Raw genomic sequence first — 22,717 nt, forward strand, 5'->3', positions numbered from 1 at the left:
AGATTTAAACTTTAGCTTTAAAGTTAAGAGAGTTTTACTAAAAATACTCATAACCACTCGTCCCAATAGATCCTAATGTTTTAGGAGATTTAACCACGCTTGTTGTCCCAATTCCTTTCGTTGCTGACGACTATGAAAGTGAATTACCTCTAAGAAAAAGGAAATAAAATGCACAGGACCTCCTTTGAGAATCGATTATGTACATCTGACAATGTATGTGGAAGATCACTTCAGGCTGAATTCTTTTAGAGCAAGAAATTGTTCTGTTAGACGACCCAAAAGTAGATCTATTTCACAAGCAAAATTAGGAATTTTGTAAGGATGGAGGAGGTTTACATAAAAAAATAACCGTTGATAGATTATCTGATAAAAAATTATTGCCAGTAAGCAATCAAAACTGAAGACTCAACAATCAAAAAAGTTGTTTTATTCAATATGTTTATCTTTATGGAGTTGTTAAAAACATTAACAACTAATTATCGATCTCAGTTATTTCAATTATTCTTTCTTCAATATCTTTAACTAAAAAATTGAGAGGTTGATTACGACGGATTTTGTACTTTAAGCGTCTTGATTGGACTCGCAGCAAAATGTCTTCTAAACATTCATGGTCAAAACAAACATGGCGTTGACGGTTCTTGTGTCCATAACTAGCCCCAGCAATAATATGCAACTGAGCATTTTTTTTTAATTGATACCAAAGTCCCTCAGAATTGCTGAAAACTGCTGTTGTTGGATTATGGGTAGTAGATACATAAAAAGAGTCAAGTGCCTCTGTTCCTAAATTCTGTTCATAATTGTAATAGTAATGTAAGGGAACTTCTGCGACAGGTAATTCTAGCAAGCCCTGATAAAATTGTCGGGCTATTTCCAAATCACAAACCATAATAGTATAAATTTTGGGTGCGCTGGTAAGAAACATCCACATTGTTAAACCATAGGATGCTAGTAGCATTACCATAATACCTTGGGTTGAGAAAAGACTATCAATGGGTAAAAACATCCCTAAATAATAGTGGTGTAGAGAAAAATTAGTCTCAAGATCCATAGAATATAATCGATATAGATATATTAGAATTTTTGTTTTGATTAAGCAACTGAAAAAAGAGCTAAATGTCAAGAATGACAACTTAATGTTATCTATTCAACTATAACAATAGTCTTCATTCGTTGAGTTAAGCTTTGTGTGTGAGTGGTAGCTAGCAGATATATGTCTTATCTTTCTCATGAGACTTGAAAAATCTTAAAAAGTAGGCGAGGGCAAACTAAAAAGGTATGATATCGAGAAAATACAGTATAACTAGGCTGAATTTTATCAACTTGTATTTTGATTAGACGAGATAAATTATACTAAGTTGTTGGCTATTTGTTACTATCTGTGTTGTTATGGGAGTTCAGTCAGTTTACGCTCATCTTCTTTGCTGATTGCGCAGAATAGTTTTTCTAGGGGTTAAAAATTTTAGAGTTTCTTTAAAACCGGTCGTTTGAATTTAAAAAATCGCTTCATGTTTTAAATTTTCTCCGATGGGGTTATGCACTAGGAGTTTGCCATCCTAAATCTGATTCTAATTTCAGATCAACGAGAGTCTTTCCTAATGTTTTTGAATTGATTCGTGATATTTGTCCAGTATTGAGAACTTTAGAGCCGCGTGAAGAAACCCAAACTCTTGAGATGATTAAGCTAGTCTTGAAAGATTATAGCTATAAAATCGGTCAATTCCTACTGCTGTAATTGCCCATAGCAATCACAATATTCGGACATGATTGTTTGACAAAGAGGAACCGTCCTTGTATCTCCTAAAAACTGGGACACTTTTCCCAATCTTTCTGATAGAGTTCATCACAGGGGCGTTAGAATAACGAGGATTAGAATAGGAGGCAATTATAAGCAGACGCAAAGACTGAGATACTTAAAATACAGCCATTTTCATTCTATTCGATTTCATCATAGTTGTCATTAATGACTCAATTAGGTCTTGTAGACTGGGGTCAGTAAAATTCATAGTAATTTGGGCAGTTCGTTATAGGATGGGGCTACCTACTTTAGTAATTTGTGGAGAAAAATAAGTCTTTATCATTGATAATAATTTTCTTGAGTTTGAAACCTCTTCGTTGACGAAAAAAGAAAAGATTTTTCCTTATTTTAAGTTTTCCAATTTAATGCGAGGATCAACTGCTTTGAGTAATAAATCTGCTAACAAATTTCCCACAATTAGCATAGTTGCCCCCATGGTTAGACTTCCCATAACTAGGTAAAGATCTTGTGCTTGAACTGCCCCTAAAATTAAAGTTCCTAACCCTGGCCAATTAAAGAAAAATTCTGCAATAAACGATCCTCCCAATAAACTAGCAAACTCGAATCCCAGCAAAGTAATTAAGGGATTAATGGCATTGCGTAATCCATGAATATAAACAACTTTGTCTTCAGATAATCCTTTTGCTCGTGCAGTTTGAATATAGTTTTGTCTCATCACATCCAGCATTTGTCCACGTGTCAAGCGCATCAACCCTGCAAAACTCGTAATACTTAAAGCAATAGTTGGTAAAATCATGTGCCATACAATATCAGTTATCTTCTCAATGGAAGATAATTCTTGATGATTTAAACTTATCATGTCCCCCACAGGTAAAATAGGGGAGATATTCTGAGCCAAAATTAATAATAATAATGCCGTAATAAAACTGGGAAATCCCTGTCCTAAATAACTAATTATTCGCAAAAGTTTATCAATAAAACTATTATTTTTAACTGCACTTAGTATGCCAAAAGGTAAGGCAATTAGCCAAGTTAAAATAATTGAGGATATACTCAATAATAATGTTGCTATAATTCGTTCATTTAATAGGGAAATAACTGAACGATTAAAGACAAAGCTTTCCCCAAAATCAAGATGAATAACAACTTGCAATAACCATTTAATATATTGCTTATGCCAAGGTTGATCTAATCCAAAACGTTCGTTTAAACTAGCCAGGGTTTCTGCGGAGATATTAGGATTTTGTTTTAAGGTATCAAGATAATTTCCGGGGGCAATTTGAATGATAATAAAACTAAGGAAAGAAGCTAAAAGTAAAGTTAAAAGTCCTTGTATAACTCGTTTTACAACATATAAATTAGTGTCACTTGTTAACCTTTTTTTTAGTTCTATTAATAGTTTATGAAAATGAAAGGATAAGAAAGAATTCATGGGTTGGTAAATTTATCCATTGTGAATTGTTAATTTTTATTAATTATATGTATGTTATACTAATAGCAAATAACCAAATTTTAAAAAGACTTCTGTATAGAAGATATAAAGTCAATCTAAATCAAAAAGAAAATATAGCTAAAGGTTATTGTCCTAATAATCTACTAGGGTAACAATTGGCACAGCAGGAAGTTTTTGGCGGCCTTCTAAGGCTTTTAACTCGATGATAAAGGCAAAGCCCAACACCTCACAACCAATTTTCTCTAACAAATCTACTGTTGCTCTAGCGGTTCCTCCCGTGGCAATTAAATCGTCAATAATAAGTACCCTATGATGAGCAGCTAAAGTATCTTGATGAATTTCGAGTTTATCGGTTCCATACTCCAAATCGTACTCAACTTGATGGACTGCCGCCGGAAGTTTACCGGGTTTACGAACAGGGACAAAACCCGCCTTAAGTTGGTATGCTAAAGGAACTCCAAATAAAAAGCCGCGAGACTCTATCCCCACCACATAATCAGGCAATAAACTCTGATGTTTACATTTTTGGCATAAGGTATCAATGGTATAGCGTAATCCTTCCTGATTACTGAGTAGAGTGGTAATATCTCGAAACATAACCCCGGGTTTAGGGAAGTCGGGAATATTTCTAATCAATGCTTTAATATCCATAAGTTATATTCTAAATTTGTTCGGGAGAAGTCAAAAATTACTTTAACAAACTGTCAGTATAAGTTTTTAATTAAAAATTACGCTTTTATCACTGATTAATTTTAGCAATGATAGAGGATTTTTAGTTATGAATAACTAAGTAGAACAATATCCATTTGATAAAAATTGATCTCGCCCGAATAAGCAACAGTTATTTCTGGTTAAGTATCTGAGAAGCTTTTTACTTTTTCTTAATCACATTCTTCATTATTCGTGTAGGTAATTGGTGGTGTTCCACATCATTCGGCGTTTTTAGGCCCCAATAGTTTACTATTGGGGCAAATAACAAATACAGATTTTTTTGAATCTAACTCAGCTAACTTCTAAAAGATAGTTGTATTTTTTGTCTGAAGATAGATTATTGAACCTACAATTAATGATCTTTATTGGAATCGCGCATCATTATCCTGTCTTTTGATACTGGTGTTATTCTAACCATTAAATCGATAATCAACTAATTGACTCTCTTGCCAGATATAGTTAGAACAGATAACGGACCAATTACCAAAACACTAAGCTATTCTGTAAGATAAATTCCACTGTTAGGATAATGTCTAATTTGAGTTCTCATACTAAGTTTAAACCTGTGATTTTAGATGTCCTACCGGATTTTCCTATTTCTGGACAGCGATGTGCCGTACGACTTCAACAACGGATTGATTTATTATTATTGGCGATTGAAGCCTTGGAAAGGGGAGCATCAGAACAGATGCTCAAAACCATTCAACAACTACAATTGCAGGAGATTATTAAAAATAGAATTATCTTATGGCGGTTGCGATGTACAAATCCTTTACGGCGTTCCTATACCCGTGAAAGCCTAACTATTATTCAAGCTAAAGCATTAGTAATTATTGCCAACCATCAAGCAAAACCCCTAACCGTTCAGATTCGACAACTCTTGTTAGCTGAAAAACAGATGAGACAAAAAAGACTACCAGTCAATTGTCATTTTCTGTTAGCAGAATATTTAGACCAATTTCGTGCTCATTTTCAGAGTCGGATGAACCCTCGTCGTGCTAAAGTTTCAGTCTATCTAACTTCCAATGATGAATTAAATAAATTGGCTTTGTTTTTATTAAAACAACTTTTGTTTTGTACCGGAACTACTGGAATACAAAGATTTTGGATTAGTTTATTTGATGGAGAGATCGCGTGAATATCAAACGACAATATAGCCTACCCAATTGTACCTTAATATTAGAAGGATTGAGTGATAATTTTACTGAAAGTGATTCCCAAGATAATCGCTCTCTTTTATCAATTTTAGTCAATGTTGAATGTCGTTTTGTGGGGACGTCCCAAACACTCCAAGGGGGAAGGACGTTTCTGGAAAATTTAGCCAAAGTAGCCAGTGCCTACGCCCAAGAATACCTCAGTGGTATCCCTCACCCGCAAGATACCCAAGGGAACGAAGATTTGATTTGCCTTGAGAAAATTGAAGGCACTGATCTTCATCTCTTGAAATGGCAACCTAGTACACAAATGAGTCAATCCTGTGTGCAGTTAGAATTAAACACTGTTCAGTTATTTGATTTGGTTGAAAGTCTTGATCAGTTTTTTGCTGATTGTAGAACACTTCCTGATTTTAGTTTGCAATTACACCCAATATCTCGACGATATCGTCCACCTGATGAACCGTTACGACAACGGGCAGTACCGGCTGCATTGGGAATAGGGAGTGTTGCCTTGATGTCCTTGATTTTATTTTTTTTCCCCATTCCCGAAATCCGTGAACCAGAACTCAACCCACCTGAAACATCTACTAAAATTATTCCTACCAACAACTTTTGAACTTTTTTCAAGATAAGTTTAACGATATTTTAAAAAATGGTTGTTGTTCTCAACATCTAAGTCAAAATACAACAAAGTTGACGATCATCTAAAACAATAACCGCAAACGACAGGAGGTAAATTAAACTAGCATTCTAACCCTAAATCAATATACGATTTGTCCAATAAATAGATATGAGAAATTAGTAGAGTAAAAAGATGAACAAAACAGTTAAAAACACTTTAATTTTTTAACTATTCAATATGAGATATAGTTCTAAACTAGTTATCTTTAATCAAAGAACACTGACAAAACGAAATTCTATTGAGCAGTTTCACAAACTTTTACTTCATCTACTGTCAATGGAGATGAATTGCTTAAATTGCTTGCTAATCAAACTTTTTAAAGATTTATTGAGCAATATATGCTCTTAAATTCCTGGTGTCATACAACATAATTTTGGTACAGTTCAATTCAACTAAATTTTTAAAAACTCGGTGTGCTCTGCTGTGAGACTAATCACAGAACTATAGTATAGTGGAGTGAGACAGTACAGTAAAATCATTACCCTGGACATAAGTTATACAAAACGTTGTAGTTCACTGGATGTAGGACGGGCTTTTTGGCAACGGGTAAGAATCTGTAATAAATAAAATTCTTTAAGGGTTCAATATCCTGAGCAAGAACAAGCAACTACAATGACGAAAACTTAACCTGTTCTCAAGCTATAACAGCATCTTTTCTCTTCAATATTTAAAGGATAGAATAACAATGCCGTTCAGATTTTTGGTGAAAGTTATCTGAAGCATACTTTCCGTAATATCAAGAAAAGATTGTAGAGCCATAGCACCAGACCTCAATTGATAAACATTGCTTATGGCATAGAGCTGCCGCTCCTTTTTTTCTTAAAATTTTCATTGAATTCACATTTTTCCAACCCCCTAAACTTCTTTTCAGAAAAGTAGGAATTAACAAATATTAACTCAACTCCTACTTGATAATTAGTAACGTAAAAGTAGACTAAATGTAGAATAAGCTCAATAAATAACACTAATCCTTTAGGACAATATCTTCATTAAGAATTTGGTCGTAAAATTCCCTGGATTACTCAGATTATCCTTTAGTGACTTTTTTGTGAGAATAAATAGTTGCTTTGATGGCTTCACTTTCTCATTTATATAGTCTTCGATTTACTAAATTTCTCTCTATAATAGTTTTAATTTGCTCAAGTTCTATATTTAAATTTTATTAAAATATTTGTTTTAGCTTAGACTATTTTAAACTTTCATTAGATTAGATATTAATCTTAATTGTCAGCAAACTTGTGAAAATATTTCCATCAATGGTTGAGTTTATTCGCTAAATTGTGCTATATCTAGATATCTTGAAAGGGTAAATCATTAAGGATAAATTCAAGAATGACAAAATTGGGAACTCATTTGATTGTCGACGCTTGGCAAGCACCATCAGATCTCCTCAACGACCCCGAACGAATTCGCCATGCACTTTTAGAAGGAATTACTGCAGGGGAGGCAACCCTGATTGATTTATGTGTTCATCATTTTAGTCCTCACGGTGTTACTGCCACAGCAACTTTAGCTGAGTCCCATATTGCTATTCATACTTGGCCTGAATACGGTTATTTTGCAGCCGATTTATTTTTCTGTGGACAAGGTGATCCAGAACAAGCTTTAGCTATTTTAAAAATTGCTTTGCAAGCTCAACAAGTTCAAGTAAAAATTATTGAACGAGGGTTTCCTAACTTACTTGATCACGATCCCTCTCTTACTACTACTATTTGTCAAAGTGTTGCTTAGAGGTTATTAGATAAACTTTAAAAGTAATAAAAGTCTTCTGACTCGTGATACACGGTAAATTTTACTGTCAATGACTATGCTCTATAACTTAGTCATCGCCTAACTCATCCCACCCAAATATTAAATATTTTGTTTACTAATAAACTCTTAATCCTTAATTATTAATTATATCTAGAGAGTTTTATATATCATATTTACATCTTTTATTTTGGTTAGATTGTTGACTAATTCATTAAGTTTATTATCTAATAATAAAGCGTCTTATTTCGATGGGTTAATCTTTTTAAGATACTAATTACTTGATCATCAAATATACTTAAAATTTTTTCCCTATTGTTACTAATTTACATGATTGTCAAATAGTATTTAAAATTATTATCAATAAAAAATAATTAGTGCCATGAATTATAGCTAAATCTCCTGCTAACATAACATTATTTTTTATTGATCATCTATTTATAATGCAGTTAGTAACATATCATTAATACCATTAGATACTCAACTATTATAGAAAATAATTTGATAAAATTTAGCTTTAAAAGCAATTAATTTTTCTATAAAAAATATCATTAATAGGAATAGTTTAAGTTTCTACAGATATAATTCAAGAAAGTATATAAGCTACTTTAATTACTAAAAATAAGTCAAATAATATGAGAGTTTTATTGATTTATTACTTAGTATATTTTCTCTGCATCAAAATAATTTAATAGCTATTAAGTTATTAATTGAATTATCAAAGATAAAAGCTAATAGAATAGATGACTAAAATAGAAATTTTCTATTTTAGAAAAGCGTAATTGCTTTCAACTACAAATAATTGTTTTTCGTAAATAATATAACATCTGAATTTTTACTGAAAGAATATATAATGCACTTTGCTAGTCAGGATAATTGCCATAGTTTTAGTCAATTAAAAGCTTATCCAACGTGATCATGGTGTATTTATGAAGAACCATCAGCTGTAAAATGTAAAAATCAAAAGGGATACACGACTTTTGATTACTTCAATTCCCATCATATATTTTAAAAAAGTGAGTCGTTAAAGATGCAAGGTCAGGGGGATAGAAAAACTGATCCCTTAGCTTAGTGAAAGGATTAAATAGTTAAAACTAAAAGGAGTTAAGGTTTTTACAATAGTTGCTACTACTACTTTCTGTGCTTGCTGTTGTTTGATCAAATCAGTAGGATTTAAAGTGAAATAGCATGATCTCTTTGCAAATCTTAATGTTGATAATGTTCCCAATTTACAAAATGTGATCACCAATGCTTATGAACAAATTATGTGGACGCCATAAGTCATGACATCAATGTTTGTGATAACTTGAATTCTGAAAGAACAGAAATAATATAAAAAAGTATTACAACAAGTAGTTGACTTAGCATTTGGTTTTATTAAAGCTGCAACAGCAGTTATTTTGGCTCCTTGATTAGATAAAATAAACTTAATCCCAAATAAAGATTAATAATATGGAACACAGTTTTTTGTGGCTACCCTTACTAATTATTTTCTTCTGGTTAGCTTGGAGTGGTAAAAATGAATATCAAAAACTAGAAGCATATCGTCAATGGGCAAAACAATTTGATCAGTCAAAATATGATATTTACTCAATTATTGGGGTCAAACAAAAACAAATAACTTGGGGAAACCCAACGCGATTACCTCCACAAAACTTACATTCATTTTCTTTAGAAGATGTCACCGGCATTCGTCTATTAGTCAATGATTGTCCGGTAGACATCAATACCTTACCTACAAAAGGAAATCCAACTATAGAATTTATTTTTATAGGTGATAAAGCCTCTATAAAAATACCTTTTACCGAAATTGACTTGGCAGTAAGATGGCTAAAATTCCTAAGAAATCTTAAAAAATAATTAATATTTACTGCTGAATTAATTAATATAGTTGTATTATCACAAATAAAATACTACAAAACTAAAAAAATAAATTAAATGTCAGTCTAAATCTAAATTATTTGTCATCAATTAATACGCTAAATGTTTTTATTGATACCGTATAAAAAATAAAACCTAATTTTTTTTTATACAATAATCGTTAACAAAAACATGGCAATAAAAAAAAGAATTTTTAATAAGGTTAAAAGAACAGTTAAAATTTCAAGAAGTTGAACTTCCTAATCCCTTACTTAAAATTACTTTACTTAACAGAATTAAACTATACAGTATAGATTTAAAACCTCATATTGAATAAAAGCAAAAGGCAATCTGTAGTGAAAAAAATATCTTAGAACAATAGAATTTGTTAATACATTGGTGTTTAAAAAATACAAAAAATTATTAATCATAGAATTTTAAAATACAGAATTATTATTAAAAATAATAATTTCTTCAACATTAATATATCGCTCCTCAAAAAAAGTATTTAATGCAGTTAATAAAAACTTTAGCACTACTTTTGATATCCTTTCTGATGGGGATAGCTATTTACAATTATAGAATAAAGATAAACCTCTTGAAGACCACTTAAACCTAGTTGCACATTCTAAAGGAAACCTTGTTTAGAGGTTAAGTTATATATCAGGAGGAGAAAAATATTTAACAGCTTTAAGCTTTATTTTTTCTTTGCAAAGATACTGTCCTTCTCCTTTCTATGCCTTCGATGAAGTAGATATATTTTTAGATGGAGCGAATGTGGAAAAATTATCAAAAATGATTAGAAAACAGGCGCAATAAGCCCAGTTTATTGTAGTTAGTTTACGTCGTCCTATGATTGAAGCTTAGGAAAGTACTATTGGGGTGACTTAAGCAAGAGGTGCTTATACTCAAGTATTAGGTATTAAACTATAAATAATAATTTAGTATTTTCTTCTATGACAGCCTCTTAATCTATATGACATTTGTACATTATCTTTATTTGATCTAGTCTTAAGAAAGAGTTTCACTTACTAAAGTTATGTAAATATTTTAGTTTAATTTAAATTAAGGAGAATGCAGGGTTTAGCGCTCTTCTCCTTTATAATATAGACTATAAAGTCTAACCAATATAAAAATTTATTTTAAAAATTAAACTAATTTAAGTGATTTTTTTGAAAGAAGTGAATAATAACAGAAGTTATTTCTATTTATGAGTAAAATTGATAACTTAATCTCTAATAATTAGAGATTATTTTGGAGGTGACTCCTCAAGATTTAGCCCCTTCTTTCGTTAAGCTTAAAAAAGCAGATTTAAAAACTATAAATCTGGATCTTTTTTGTGAAAGCCTAAAAGCTACTATAATTTGCAAAATTACCTAGTTTTAAATTAGATAAGGTAGTTTTTTACTAAAAAACTATCTTATCTCAGCTATCAATAACTTAACCAAGTCATGAAAAGCTTCAGGGGAATTAGGAACAGCCTAGAGAAGAGGAAAACCTAAGTTTCCTAAAACGACTCTTTTGCCATATCTAATTTATTACGTAATTCTCCATAAGCAATCAAAAAAATTTAAAGGTTACTTTCTCAAATTTGTAGGATATAATCAGCCGTAAAAATATATCAACCAGCAAAAATTTTTTCTAGCTGACATTATAGAAAATTTTAGGCGTGTTTACTTTTTACTTTTATCCAGGATATACTCTTAACTTCTACTACTTTACTACGTCAAAATTATAGGGTTAAGAAATTTTTACTAAACAAAAATTAATATTTTTTGTCCAGTATTTTTACTTAAAGTCTTCTCTATTATGGAGGAAATGGTAACGAGTGTATCGAAGTACTTCCCTGAAAATACAGCTTTCAATAAATCGATAATGGTCTAATCAATTAATTACTTAGAGCGCAAAATTGTAAGTGTTTTTTTCGGATAAATTTACAAGTGGTCATCTCTACACGTTTAAGTGTTACTCATTATAGTTATCTGTGATTTAGTCACTTGTTATTGATCGTAACAAGTTTTTTTAGTGAAAGGGAGTATCAAAATAAAGTAGCTAAGTAATTATAAAATAGCAATGGTTGGGATATCAGTTTACCTAAAAGCTCACTTAACTTCATTAGAAGAGTAATCATTATTAGATTTGACTAACAACCTAAAAATTTTGTGTTTGAACATAAGAGAATGGAAAATTATAAAAATTGCAGATTAGGTGAAACTATAAGAATATTTAATTTTAAAAGCATTTTATAGATCCTCTTCTTTAAGAAAAAGAGAGATTATAGAATTCTCTAAAAAGTATAAAAAAAATAACACAGTAATCCCATATAACAAAAAAAACACGACTAAATACAAGAGAAATGTTATAAACTAAATTTTTTTTTAACTATGTTTCATTTTGAAATAGCTCAAATACATAAAAATATTATAGAATTAGTAGGTGATAAAAGAAATAAAATTAGAAAAATACTGCCAGGAAAAAGGAATGTATATAATAACTTTTATTGAAAGGTGTTCGGGTTTTTATGTTGTTTTATTTTAAATTAAATTAAAATCTTAGAAAGAACAAGTATTATATCTATATTTTTATAAAAATTTAATTTATTATGGAGTAATAAATTAAATTACTTTGAATCGAATATTTTAATTTAATCCCTGAAAACAGATAATTTACCGATTTTTATTGTTACTTTTTAATAGTAATTGGTTAATTCAAATGCTATGAATACTCAGTTTAAATTTTTATCATAAATTTACTAAATCATTTTCACTATTAATAATATTATTGAGAGAGTTTATAAGATTTGATAGTTATAGTTTAATTTAATGTTCTCTAATTAAATAAGCTTATATCTAAAATATTTTTGCTTAATTATTTAATTAAATATAAATTTATTTTACTAAAAAAATTTATTTGCTACTACTTAAACTTGTTATATTAACTGATCAATAATATTTCTATAAGTTTTTTAAAACTGTATGCTAACCTCTTTTATTGAAATTAAAGAGGTTAGATATTTTACTGGGTTTTAATTTTACAAGTCAACTTTTTTAAAAAAAGATACTAATACTATATAATAGTTTTATTGTCCATTATTTGTAACTCAAGTATTTGAGTATTATTTATATTGATAATTTATTCAATTTGTATCTTATCCTAAATTTTTAGGTAAATATTTACAGCCCATTGATGATATTCTGTATTATAAGTAACTAATTTAACGATAATTAATTTTGAGATAAATAACTTTTTATTTCTAAGGTAAATTTATGATAATTAATTTATTATTTTTATATTATTTAAGCTTGTTATGATAGGTGATAATTAATTTTTATAAAATTAAAATTTTACTTTTTAAATAAAGTTAAATAATTTATTCTAAATTCATAAATTAATTTAATATTTTAAATTATATATAATTAAACTTATATATAATTTATGTTTGTATTTTATTGATAAAGTAATTTTCGTTTTTAATAATTAAATTATCAATAATAAAACTTCATATTTTTAATTTAGTTTCACAATAAATTTATCTAATAATCTCTAAACTTGCCTAAATTATATTTATCTTTAAATATAATTTAGGCAAGGTAGTCTCATTAACTTTTTGTTAAAAACAACCCCATATAAATCTGTTAAAAACTAGGTAAATTTAGCCATATATATTAAACATATAAGAATATACTAAAATAATTTATTTTCTGAATATCTTAATAGTTTTAAAAGATAAATTACTTGACTGTTAATCGCTTATTAGTGCCCATAAAATTTTATAAAATCTTGTATAAATTCTTTAAAAAATTTTTTAGAGAATAAAAAAAAGTCAAAAATTTACTTTGATAAAATGATTAAATAGAATATTTGATTATCAAAAAAATTAATTGTTTTTGTTGACATTATTATTTTTCTCTATACTTAGACACTTAATTATTACCACTTGAAAAACTTCCAGTTAATTTGGCTTCTTAGGAGGGAAAAATGAGCTAACTCATAAATACACCGACATGAAATAAAACAAATATTTACCACCAGCAACAACAACTATTACTATATTATTCTTGCTATTCCCTCGCCACAGCACATTTGTTTTGTTCTGTACTTTATAAGTGACAGTTATAAAACTGTCCTGGTTTTCTTTCCCATTAAAAATAACGATAGTACAATATGCCTAGATTAGGTACCAATTCGATGAATCGTGGTGTGAGAAAAGTAAGTAGAAAGGCATTTGGGGTCGAAACATGGCAAGACTCCCAAGTGCCTTTCTTATCAGGGTAAAAAGTACCAGCTTTTTACAGTCTCAGTCGTAACTGGACTTTTATTAAGTGATTAACTTGACATCTTAAATTCATTTAAATTTATTTTTTGGACTTGAAACGAGTTTAAGATGTCAAGTTACTTGTAAAATAGTCTCATAGTAAGTGTTTAGACTGATTCTAGATAAAAGCTCCTAATTACATAGGAGACAATCTATAGATATAGTCTTCGATTTTAGCAGTTCAAGATTGCTAATCATGATGATCCAAAACATTTTTCAGTGAGAGTGCTTTGGACAACCTATTATTAATGATAAATAACTAATGACAATCAAACACGACAAATATATCCTGGCGATAGACTTAGGGACTACGGGGAACCGCGCCATTCTTTTTGATAAAGAAGGTGCAATTGCTAGTCAAGTATATAAAGAATTAACTCAACATTATCCTCATCCAGGTTGGTTAGAACATGATGCAACAGAAATTTGGCAAGATACCCTTAGGGTTATTAATCAGGCTTTAGAAAAAAAACAAGTAGATATTACAGCAATTGCAGCTATTGGTTTGACCGTACAGCGGGAAACCTGTCTCTTATGGGATAAGACTACGGGAAAGCCCCTATACAAGGCTATCGTCTGGCAAGATCGTCGTACTTCCGATTTATGTGCTAAATTACGCGAACAGGGAAAATCTCAAGAAATTACTCAAAAAACTGGTCTAGTTCTCGACCCCTACTTTTCCGCCACTAAACTTGCCTGGTTGATTAATTGGGTTAAAGAAAACAAACCCTTAGTCAACTTTGAGAATATCATGGCTGGAACCATTGATACTTGGATGCTATGGAAGCTAACGGGAGGTCAAGTTCACGCTACCGACCATAGTAATGCCTGTCGTACCATGTTAATGAATCTCGATAGCCTAACTTGGGATTCAGATTTATTAGAATTGTTTGGCATTCCATCAACTTTTATGCCAAAAATTCAAACAAGTATGAGTTATTTTGGTAAAACCGATGCTGATATATTAGGGGCAGAAATTCCTATTACCGCTATTTTTGGTGATCAACAAGCTTCTCTATTTGCTCACGGTTGTAACCGTCAAGGAGTACTTAAATGCACTTATGGGACGGGCACTTTCCTGATTCTACAAGCTGGCACAAAAGTCATGCGCTCTCAAAATCAACTCCTTTCTACTATAGCTTGGACAACAGATAACTTTACTAACTATGCCCTAGAAGGATCGATCTTTACCTCTGGAGCCGCAGTTCAATGGTTACGTGACGGCGTAAAATTAATTAATAGTGCAGTTGAAACTGAAACCATGGCTTATCAGGTTTCCGATACTAATGGAGTCTACTTTGTCCCTGCGTTGAGTGGATTAGGAGCACCTCACTGGGATATGTCAGCTAGGGGAGCATTTTTCGGTATAACAGGAGGAGTCCAAAAAGAACACATGGTAAGGGCAGTATTAGAATCGATCGCTTACCAAGTTAAGGAAGTAGTCGAAGCTATAAATAAGGGCTCAGACACGGCAGTAGCCTGTCTCAAAGTTGATGGAGGTGCTTCCGAAAATAATTTTTTAATGCAGTTTCAAGCCGATACTTTGGGAATTCCTGTGGAACGTCCTATGATACTAGATGCCACTGCCCAAGGTGCCGCTTTTGGGGCTGGATTGACCGTTGGTTTTTGGGACAGTTATGATGATCTGATTGCTGCCCGTAAAATTGATCGAGTCTTCAACCCTGGAGACAATGCCCCTAAGGCTCAAGCTAACTTTATTCCCTGGCAACGAGCAGTAGAACGGGCTAAACATTGGGTTCAATAGTACCAGGACCATCCTTAAGACTGGACTACTACTTCCCCGATGCATCAGTCGGGGAGTGATTAGAAGTGATCAGAAAGTGAACTGTCCATTACTCTTGGTCTTAACATTATGCTCAATATTCATTGTGATGAATATTGACTAGAATTTTTATCTATAAAGCTATTTAAATTCATTTTTTTACATTGATATCTTTTATTTTTGTACGACCTTCTTGCAGCGTAGCCGTTTCTTATCTTTCATCAAAGCGATACAATACAATGACAAAGACTTAACAAATTTAGGTCGGACAGGACAATGAAAGTAGTACAGTTTAAGGGCGTTTGTCTATCCTCTATTCAATATCGAACCCCTTTAAAATTGTTAATCCCATGAGAACTACTATCAATCAAATTAAACCTGCCCTAAAAGGGAATGTGATAAGTTATAAGCCTTGCTATTTTCCAAAAGAGATTGATGAATATAAAATTCTCCGCCATGCGCTTTATTCAGATGAAGGTGCTCTAGAAAGAAAATGTCGTATTGAGGGGATTGACAAAATTCCTTATGAAACTACCATTCTTAACTCAGAGTTTATCAACTTTCTTGTTGACTCGATTAATATTTTTCCGAAAGCTTATTTTTCCGATTTTACTCGAGTATCTTATCACAGATTACTGCATCTTGAAAAATTTTCTTCCTTATCCTTTTACAGCAGTTTACACAGTTGAAAACTGTATCAGAGCATTAAGTGGGAAAAAAAAGGTTAAGAGCAATGTTTGATAGATGCTACATCTATACCATTTCCTAAAAAACTGCCGTTGAATGACATATTTAAGGAGTAACCTCGTGGCACTGTCAACAAAATATTTACTAGTTGGATCAATTGAAGCGTGCAGTGGCAAATCCGGGACAATCATTGGACTTGCTCATCATTTAAAGCAAAAAGGGTTTTCTGTGGCCTATGGTAAACCCGTCGGAACCTATTTAGGAGATAACTCGACTCTAGGTAAAGAAGCTGATGTGCAGTTTATCACTGATGTCCTGGAATTAAAATCGACTCAAATACGATCACCTCTGTTATTCCTAGAAACAAAAACTGTTGAGAGACGCCTCAGAGGGGAAGATACTAAAAACTATACTCAATTGTTAAACCAGTCCTATGGTGAAATAGAAGCTGATGTGGTAATTCTCGAAGGAGTAGGAACACTATGGAAAGGAAGTTTGTTTAGCTTATCGGTAATGGATATTGCTCATACGCTCGGCGCGTCGATCATGCTAGTCGCCCGTTATCATTCTCCTTTAGTGGTTGATAGCCTTGTCAAGGCTAAACAGCAGTTAGGCGATCATCTAATAGGAGTGATTATTAATCATATTCCTGTCGATGAATTAGAATCCACTCAAACCCTAATTAGACCCTATCTAGAAGGTCAAGGAATTAAGGTTTTAGGAATGTTGCCGTCGAGTAATTTACTGCACAGCGTTAGTGTTCGTGAAATTGCTCACCAATTAGAAGCAGATGTGTTGTGTCGTGGTGATCGCTTAGATTTAATGGTGGAAAGTCTCACTATCGGGGCGATGAATGTTAACTCGGCGTTGGAATATTTTCGCAAAGGACAACATAAAGCTGTGGTTACAGGAGGTGATCGCACAGACTTACAACTAGCTGCTCTGGAAACTTCCACTAGTTGTCTGATTTTGACTGGACACATTACCCCTCAACCTTTAATCATCAACCGGGCTGAGGATCTAGAGGTTCCCATTCTTTCAGTTAATCTTGATACCTTACAAACGGTAGAAATTGTTGATAGTACCTTTGGAACTGTTAGACTTCAAGAACAAATTAAAATAGATTGCATTGAACAATTAATGACCGATTATTTTGATTTTGATGACTCCCTCCAAACCTTAGGACTTAGTTAAATTGATGCAGGTGTATAAGTTAACTGGTATTAAACTTTGCATTCGGTGATCAAGGATTTTAGATTTTAAAATTTTTTTAGCCAATATGATAGAAAACCCAGATAATCCCTTTTTCAATCTTAATTATGAACCCGTTCTCGAAAATCTTGGGGATGATTATTATGACCAAGTTGCTGCTGCTGAATTTCCCCAACAGATTCTTCGTTTCCGCAATAATGAGTTATTACCCTTGTTCGGGTTATCTTCTGAAGTTGTATCTGATAATCATTTTATTGAAGCCTTTGGTAAATTAAAAGGAGTTCGTCCTTTTTTAGCTTTACGCTACCATGGTTATCAATTTGGACAGTATAATCCCCTTTTAGGGGATGGAAGGGGTTTTCTTTACGGACAAATACAGGGAACAGACAATCACTTATATGATTTTGGAACTAAAGGATCCGGTCAAACTCCTTATTCCCGTGGTGGCGATGGTAGATTAACTTTGAAAGGGGGAGTTAGGGAAGTATTAGCTGCCGAAGCGTTACATTCTTTGGGAGTAAGAACATCACGTTGTTTAAGTTTAATTGAAACTGGAGAGAAGCTATGGCGTAGTGACGAACAGTCCCCTGCTCGTTCATCAGTTATGATTCGTGTTAATCGTTCCCATATTCGTTTTGGTACTTTTGAACGGTTGTATTACCTAAAACGTCCCGATTTAATTCAGAAATTATTAGACCATGTTATTGATATTTACTATCCCGAAATTGGTAAATATTCAGACCGTTACTCCCTCTTCTATGGAGAATTAGTCAAACGAGTTGCCAAATTAGCAGCACAGTGGATGGCAGCAGGATTTTGTCATGGAGTATTAAATACAGATAATATGTCAATTACGGGAGAAAGTTTTGATTACGGTCCCTATGCTTTTATTCCTACCTATAATCCAAAATTTGTTGCTGCTTATTTTGATGATGGTGGACGCTACAGTTATGGGAATCAAGCGTTTATTTCTCGTTCAAATTTAGAGATGTTGCATCTCCCTTTGATGACCGTCATTCCTTTGTCTGAGTTGGAAGAATCTTTAGCGAAATTTGATTATTATTACCGCCAATTTTATCAAGAATTAATCCTAAGAAGATTAGGATTCGATAATTTTATGATTACTGAGGGACAAAATTTAGTGGAAAAAACATTAGAAATTTTACAAGAAACCCAAATAAGTTATTTTGGATTTTTTAAAACTTTATCTCAAGGATTCAATTATGGATGGCGTGAAAACAGTCTAACTATTTTAGAAAACATAACATTACCTCCTGCTGATTGGCAAGGTTGGTGTATGATTTATCATCGAATTCTAAATCAATTACCTATAGAAATGATAAAAACAGTAGAAAATTGTTTGCAGGTTCATAACCCAAAAATTAGTTTAGTAAAAGAAACTATTGAAACAGTTTGGGAAGCGATCGCCTACAGAGATGATTGGCAACCTTTTTATAACCTAATTAAAAAACTACAATTGAAAGAGTGACTGATCTCCTCTCAAATCATCTTTAATAATATTTTTCTATCTTCTACACAACTTTTAAGAGAAAAGAGCCAAACAATTAAATCAGCTACATTGCTTGATAATCTTAGGTTTATCGGACTCAGAATGTCTCTCTTAACTGAAAAGACCCAGCCATGACCATAAATTAGCTGAGCCTTTTTGAAGTTAATGTTATTTATGGAGCCGAGCAGAGTCGAACTGCTGTCCAGACTGGGTATTGACTGTCCGCTCATTCACAGGTTTAGTACTTTTGATCCGCAGAACGGGAACCATTCTTTATCCCGAATGGTGGGGGATACTCTAGTAAGGTCTTTACCCAATAGCCAACCAGAGATAGCTATCGAGTGCATCCGTTGGGTTTAGGCTTCTAAAATTTAACGGAGTCACCCTAGAAGCGAGCGTACTCTTTAAGAGTTTAGTTATGCAGCTACAGCCGCACGCTCAAACTTAACGATTTTATTCGCATTTACTTTTTTGTTTGAATCTTGGATTTACGAGAGGAGACTCACTCTCGACCTGAATCACAGAGGAGATTTCGCCAACCTGTCGAAACCGTTACGGCCCCTTGCTGATCTTGTCTACAATTATAAGTTCTAGTCTAGGATTTTGACAACCTAACAAAGGATGATTGTTCCATCTACTTAAAAACTTCTCGTCTAGGACCGAAGGCATAAAAAACTTGTATGGAGTTGTCACTAAACCTCCAGTTATTGTAATTGTATTCTTGTTTATGGAGACATTGTATATAAGCAGCCTGAAATAAATGCTTTTCAAAACAATTATTTCGTATCTTTATCTCTAAGTAATTAGAGTTAAATTTATATTACCATGACTAATATTTTTTGAAATTAACTTATTTTTTAAAAAAATATTTTACTGCCTCAGCTAAATCATATTTATCTTTAGACTCCCTTTCGGGAATTTTATGAGTTTTATTGGCGCTATTTTCTTTCTATTACATTTAGTTTTGAACTATGAACCTTAAAAATTATACTCCATATACCTCCTTATCTAATATTTTTCTACTTTTTATGCTTTTTTATTTCTGAAATATATATAAATTATTATACTTATTTTTATTTAATTTTATTTTGAGCCCTTATCTTAATAGATTACGTATTTTTATAAAATTTAATTTTACTCCCATCTATTACTACTATTTTTTTGAAAAACTTAGATTATTAACTACTGATATAGACTCAATTTACCCTATTATTAGTAATTACTAAATATACTTACTGCCTTCTTCTATATAAGTTATTTTTCTTGAAAAGTAAGAGACAAATATAATCTTTCTTTTGTTATAATCCCGAAAAAAATTTTATAGTCCTGAGTTGACTTTGATAGGTTTAAGGGTTTCAATTCTGTCAGCCAAATTTTTAGGCAGCCTGAGATATAAGATCATCGCTGTTTTTAAAATACTTTTCCATTCTACATTTTAAAAAGCTCGTCAACTGAGATAGTCTGTTTGTCTGGCAGAATAATTCAATAGTTTTAAAATTTTTTCCTTCCCGATTAGTCAGAGCCGCTGTTTCAGCGTAACTTACTTCGAGATAAGTGAACCAATTACCAGAGTAATTAAAATATTTTTTGGATTCTATAATTCGTCATTTTTTAGTTTCCCACACATGATTTTTATGAGTATAATCGCCGCCAGCTACAAAAAATCCATGAATACAACAACTTCTTGTTCTGTCATGATAAATATTTTTAGTAGTTTCCTTTCGATAAGATAGAGTTATTTCACTAATAATTTTAGCTATTTTTTTCATATATATACTCTTAAAAAAAATATTTCTTATCTGTTTTACTTATAACACATCGGCAAAATTTATAGTTCTAAATAGTTAAGTGTAAATAAACCTATTTTAAATAGGATTAAAACATAATTAGTCTATATATTTATAGTAGTTTTAAATTAAAATTTTTACCATAATAATAGTAGAAGAACTAATCAATTAACTTAAATATAAGTTTTCTAAGAACTAGTCTTTACTACAATTATTTTGATGGTTTTTAAAATTTATATATATTTAATTTTCCCCTACTTTCTGGATGTATCCAATTGTTTTTACTACTTTTTCGACCAGTTATGAGTTACGGCTTACCATAGATTAAAGCCCAATTAATCCAGATACTTGAAACCTTGAAACAAATTTATTCCACAATTTTGTGAAGTATCTCGTAGTTGTATCAACCCAAGTTTTTACACAGATGAATTGCTACGCGAACTCTCGAGGAAAAAATTTCAATTAAATGTCAATTATCTCTACCTTCTATACTATTGTTGATAATCTAATCGCACTAGCTTTATCTTTTTTTTTGCTAAATTTTTCTAGCTTTAGTTAACTCAAATAAAGACCCTTCCTACTCCGAACTTGGAAATATTCTTAAATTAGAAGTTAAAATTAGTTAACCAAAGTCTTGATAACTAACTCTCTCAACACACTTTTCCTAAATAATCGCCTTCAAATATAAAACATATATTAACATAGTGCTGTTTGATTTATGTCCAACCACCTAATCCGAGCAAACAACAACAATCAATTTCATAACTTGATATAGTGAAATTACTAATGTGAACAGAGACTACGGTGTCAGAACTGATGGGCTTATATTACCCTCTAGGATTTTTACTGGTCTTACTAGCGATAGGAATGATACTCTATCTAATAACCCCTCGTCGTTATCAGTCCTCCAACACAGTAGCTAAATCCTACGATGAATGGACTCAAGACGGTATTTTGGAATTTTACTGGGGAAAACATATCCACTTGGGTCATTATGGTTCGCCACCTCGAAAGAAGGATTTTTTGACGGCCAAGTCTGACTTTGTAGATGAAATGGCCAAATGGGGAGGGTTAGATCAATTACCTCATGGCACTACCCTTTTAGATGTAGGTTGTGGCATTGGTGGAAGCAGTTGTATTTTAGCCAAAGATTATGGGTTTAATGTAACAGGGATTACTATTAGTTCCCAACAAGTTAAACGTGCCCAGGAGTTAATCCCTAAAGGCGTTGATGCTAAATTTAAGGTGGACGATGCCCTAGCCCTTTCTTTTCCAGATAATAGTTTTGACGTGGTGTGGTCCATTGAAGCAGGTCCCCACATGGTAGATAAAGCCAAATATGCTCAAGAAATGATGCGAGTATTGAAACCTGGCGGCTTGTTGGTCGTAGCTGACTGGAATCAAAGAGATGATCGCCAAAAGTCTCTTAATTTTTGGGAAAAACTTGTAATGCGTCAACTTCTAGATCAATGGTCTCATCCGGCATTTTCTAGTATTGAAGAGTTTTCCGAACTATTAGCAGAAACGGGATTAGTAGAAGGACAAGTGACAACAGCCGATTGGACACAAGAAACTCTTCCTTCTTGGTTTGATTCTATTTGGCAAGGAGTTGTTCGACCTGAAGGATTATTTCGTTTTGGTCTATCGGGATTAGTTAAATCTCTGCGAGAAGTTCCCACTTTGTTATTAATGCGTATTGCTTTTGGTAGTAATCTGTGTCGATTTGGGATGTTTTACGCAATTAAAGTTAATTCTGAAAAAAAAATTAGTCAAAACCAACACGGAAGAAATAGTTCAAACTTAAGAAATTAATTGCCATCAATAAAAAGTAAAAGTTAATTGTAAGTAAGTGGACTAAAATACCGCTAAGACTAATGTACAAAACCGTTCCATTGGTTATCGTTAAGAGATACAAAGGTCAAAGCTGACTCTAAACTTAGACTTTGATGTATTGTTTTATAGAGATTGTCCGCTTATAGTATCTATCAACTGATCAAGTTTGTGTTATACAAAAACCGAAATGGATCTCTCCTTTAAAATGTTCTTATAGGAGAT

The 22,717-nt window shown here is 32.0% G+C and carries 12 protein-coding genes, 1 other RNA gene and 1 pseudogene; 10 read left to right on the plus strand and 4 right to left on the minus strand.

The features are described from left to right. Positions 1-472: 472 nt before the first annotated feature. The 3 genes from ETSB_RS01325 to ETSB_RS01335 form a co-directional block, all read right to left on the minus strand. The gene (locus tag ETSB_RS01325; protein ID WP_044105850.1) at positions 473-1,048 is read right to left on the minus strand and encodes a glyoxalase-like domain protein; all 576 of its coding nucleotides are present in this window, start codon (positions 1,046-1,048) and stop codon (positions 473-475) included. A 1,090-nt stretch (positions 1,049-2,138) separates the two neighbouring features. Next, complete coding sequence (locus ETSB_RS01330) at positions 2,139-3,188, minus strand: ABC transporter permease (RefSeq protein ID WP_044105851.1); 1,050 nt, start codon at positions 3,186-3,188, stop codon at positions 2,139-2,141. Positions 3,189-3,341: 153 nt separating this feature from the next. After that, on the minus strand, positions 3,342-3,860 hold the full coding sequence (locus ETSB_RS01335; RefSeq protein WP_044105852.1) for an adenine phosphoribosyltransferase: 519 nt from the start codon (positions 3,858-3,860) through the stop codon (positions 3,342-3,344). Between the two features lie 589 nt (positions 3,861-4,449). On the opposite strand from ETSB_RS01335, the gene ETSB_RS01340 reads away from it, so the two are divergent. From ETSB_RS01340 to ETSB_RS01375, 9 genes and pseudogenes are all read left to right on the plus strand, one after another. Further along, a complete protein-coding gene (locus ETSB_RS01340; protein ID WP_044105853.1) occupies positions 4,450-5,058 on the plus strand; it encodes a DUF3038 domain-containing protein in 609 nt (202 codons plus the stop codon). A gap of 2 nt (positions 5,059-5,060) precedes the next feature. Further along, on the plus strand, positions 5,061-5,693 hold the full coding sequence (locus tag ETSB_RS01345) for a DUF4335 domain-containing protein (RefSeq protein WP_171816451.1): 633 nt from the start codon (positions 5,061-5,063) through the stop codon (positions 5,691-5,693). Between the two features lie 1,398 nt (positions 5,694-7,091). Next, on the plus strand, positions 7,092-7,490 hold the full coding sequence (gene speD / locus ETSB_RS01350) for an adenosylmethionine decarboxylase (protein ID WP_044105855.1): 399 nt from the start codon (positions 7,092-7,094) through the stop codon (positions 7,488-7,490). A gap of 1,470 nt (positions 7,491-8,960) precedes the next feature. Next, positions 8,961-9,368: a hypothetical protein gene (locus tag ETSB_RS01355; protein ID WP_044105856.1), complete on the plus strand. Its 408-nt coding sequence runs from the start codon at positions 8,961-8,963 to the stop codon at positions 9,366-9,368. A 444-nt stretch (positions 9,369-9,812) separates the two neighbouring features. After that, positions 9,813-10,259: pseudogene (locus ETSB_RS09090) on the plus strand (chromosome segregation protein SMC); the annotation flags it as partial. 3,686 nt (positions 10,260-13,945) lie between these two features. Next, on the plus strand, positions 13,946-15,448 hold the full coding sequence (gene glpK, locus ETSB_RS01360) for a glycerol kinase GlpK (protein WP_044105857.1): 1,503 nt from the start codon (positions 13,946-13,948) through the stop codon (positions 15,446-15,448). Positions 15,449-15,816: 368 nt separating this feature from the next. Next, entirely contained in the window at positions 15,817-16,155 is a 339-nt protein-coding gene (gene ebsA / locus ETSB_RS01365; RefSeq protein ID WP_044105859.1) for a type IV pilus biogenesis protein EbsA, read from the plus strand. 118 nt (positions 16,156-16,273) lie between these two features. Next, positions 16,274-17,347 carry a phosphotransacetylase family protein gene (locus ETSB_RS01370; RefSeq protein WP_044105860.1) on the plus strand — a complete coding sequence of 358 codons (1,074 nt, stop codon included), beginning with the start codon at positions 16,274-16,276 and terminating at the stop codon, positions 17,345-17,347. An 85-nt stretch (positions 17,348-17,432) separates the two neighbouring features. After that, positions 17,433-18,854: a protein adenylyltransferase SelO gene (locus ETSB_RS01375; protein WP_044105861.1), complete on the plus strand. Its 1,422-nt coding sequence runs from the start codon at positions 17,433-17,435 to the stop codon at positions 18,852-18,854. A gap of 193 nt (positions 18,855-19,047) precedes the next feature. On the opposite strand, the gene ssrA is transcribed toward ETSB_RS01375, so the two are convergent. Then, positions 19,048-19,437: a transfer-messenger RNA gene (ssrA, locus tag ETSB_RS08965) on the minus strand. A gap of 2,041 nt (positions 19,438-21,478) precedes the next feature. Between ssrA and ETSB_RS01380 the strand changes: the two genes are divergently transcribed. Then, positions 21,479-22,474: a methyltransferase domain-containing protein gene (locus ETSB_RS01380; RefSeq protein ID WP_044107534.1), complete on the plus strand. Its 996-nt coding sequence runs from the start codon at positions 21,479-21,481 to the stop codon at positions 22,472-22,474. The last annotated feature ends 243 nt before the right edge of the window (positions 22,475-22,717 follow it).

Source organism: cyanobacterium endosymbiont of Epithemia turgida isolate EtSB Lake Yunoko (assembly GCF_000829235.1).
Classification (GTDB): domain Bacteria; phylum Cyanobacteriota; class Cyanobacteriia; order Cyanobacteriales; family Microcystaceae; genus Rippkaea.

Bases quoted from the DNA above. Each gene is read 5' to 3' on its own strand.
- ETSB_RS01325 (WP_044105850.1), bottom strand. From the start codon at position 1,048: ATGGATCTTGAGACTAATTTTTCTCTACACCACTATTATTTAGGGATG.
- ETSB_RS01330 (WP_044105851.1), bottom strand. From the start codon at position 3,188: ATGAATTCTTTCTTATCCTTTCATTTTCATAAACTATTAATAGAACTA.
- ETSB_RS01335 (WP_044105852.1), bottom strand. From the start codon at position 3,860: ATGGATATTAAAGCATTGATTAGAAATATTCCCGACTTCCCTAAACCC.
- ETSB_RS01340 (WP_044105853.1), top strand. From the start codon at position 4,450: ATGTCTAATTTGAGTTCTCATACTAAGTTTAAACCTGTGATTTTAGAT.
- speD (WP_044105855.1), top strand. From the start codon at position 7,092: ATGACAAAATTGGGAACTCATTTGATTGTCGACGCTTGGCAAGCACCA.
- ETSB_RS01355 (WP_044105856.1), top strand. From the start codon at position 8,961: ATGGAACACAGTTTTTTGTGGCTACCCTTACTAATTATTTTCTTCTGG.
- glpK (WP_044105857.1), top strand. From the start codon at position 13,946: ATGACAATCAAACACGACAAATATATCCTGGCGATAGACTTAGGGACT.
- ebsA (WP_044105859.1), top strand. From the start codon at position 15,817: ATGAGAACTACTATCAATCAAATTAAACCTGCCCTAAAAGGGAATGTG.
- ETSB_RS01375 (WP_044105861.1), top strand. From the start codon at position 17,433: ATGATAGAAAACCCAGATAATCCCTTTTTCAATCTTAATTATGAACCC.
- ETSB_RS01380 (WP_044107534.1), top strand. From the start codon at position 21,479: ATGGGCTTATATTACCCTCTAGGATTTTTACTGGTCTTACTAGCGATA.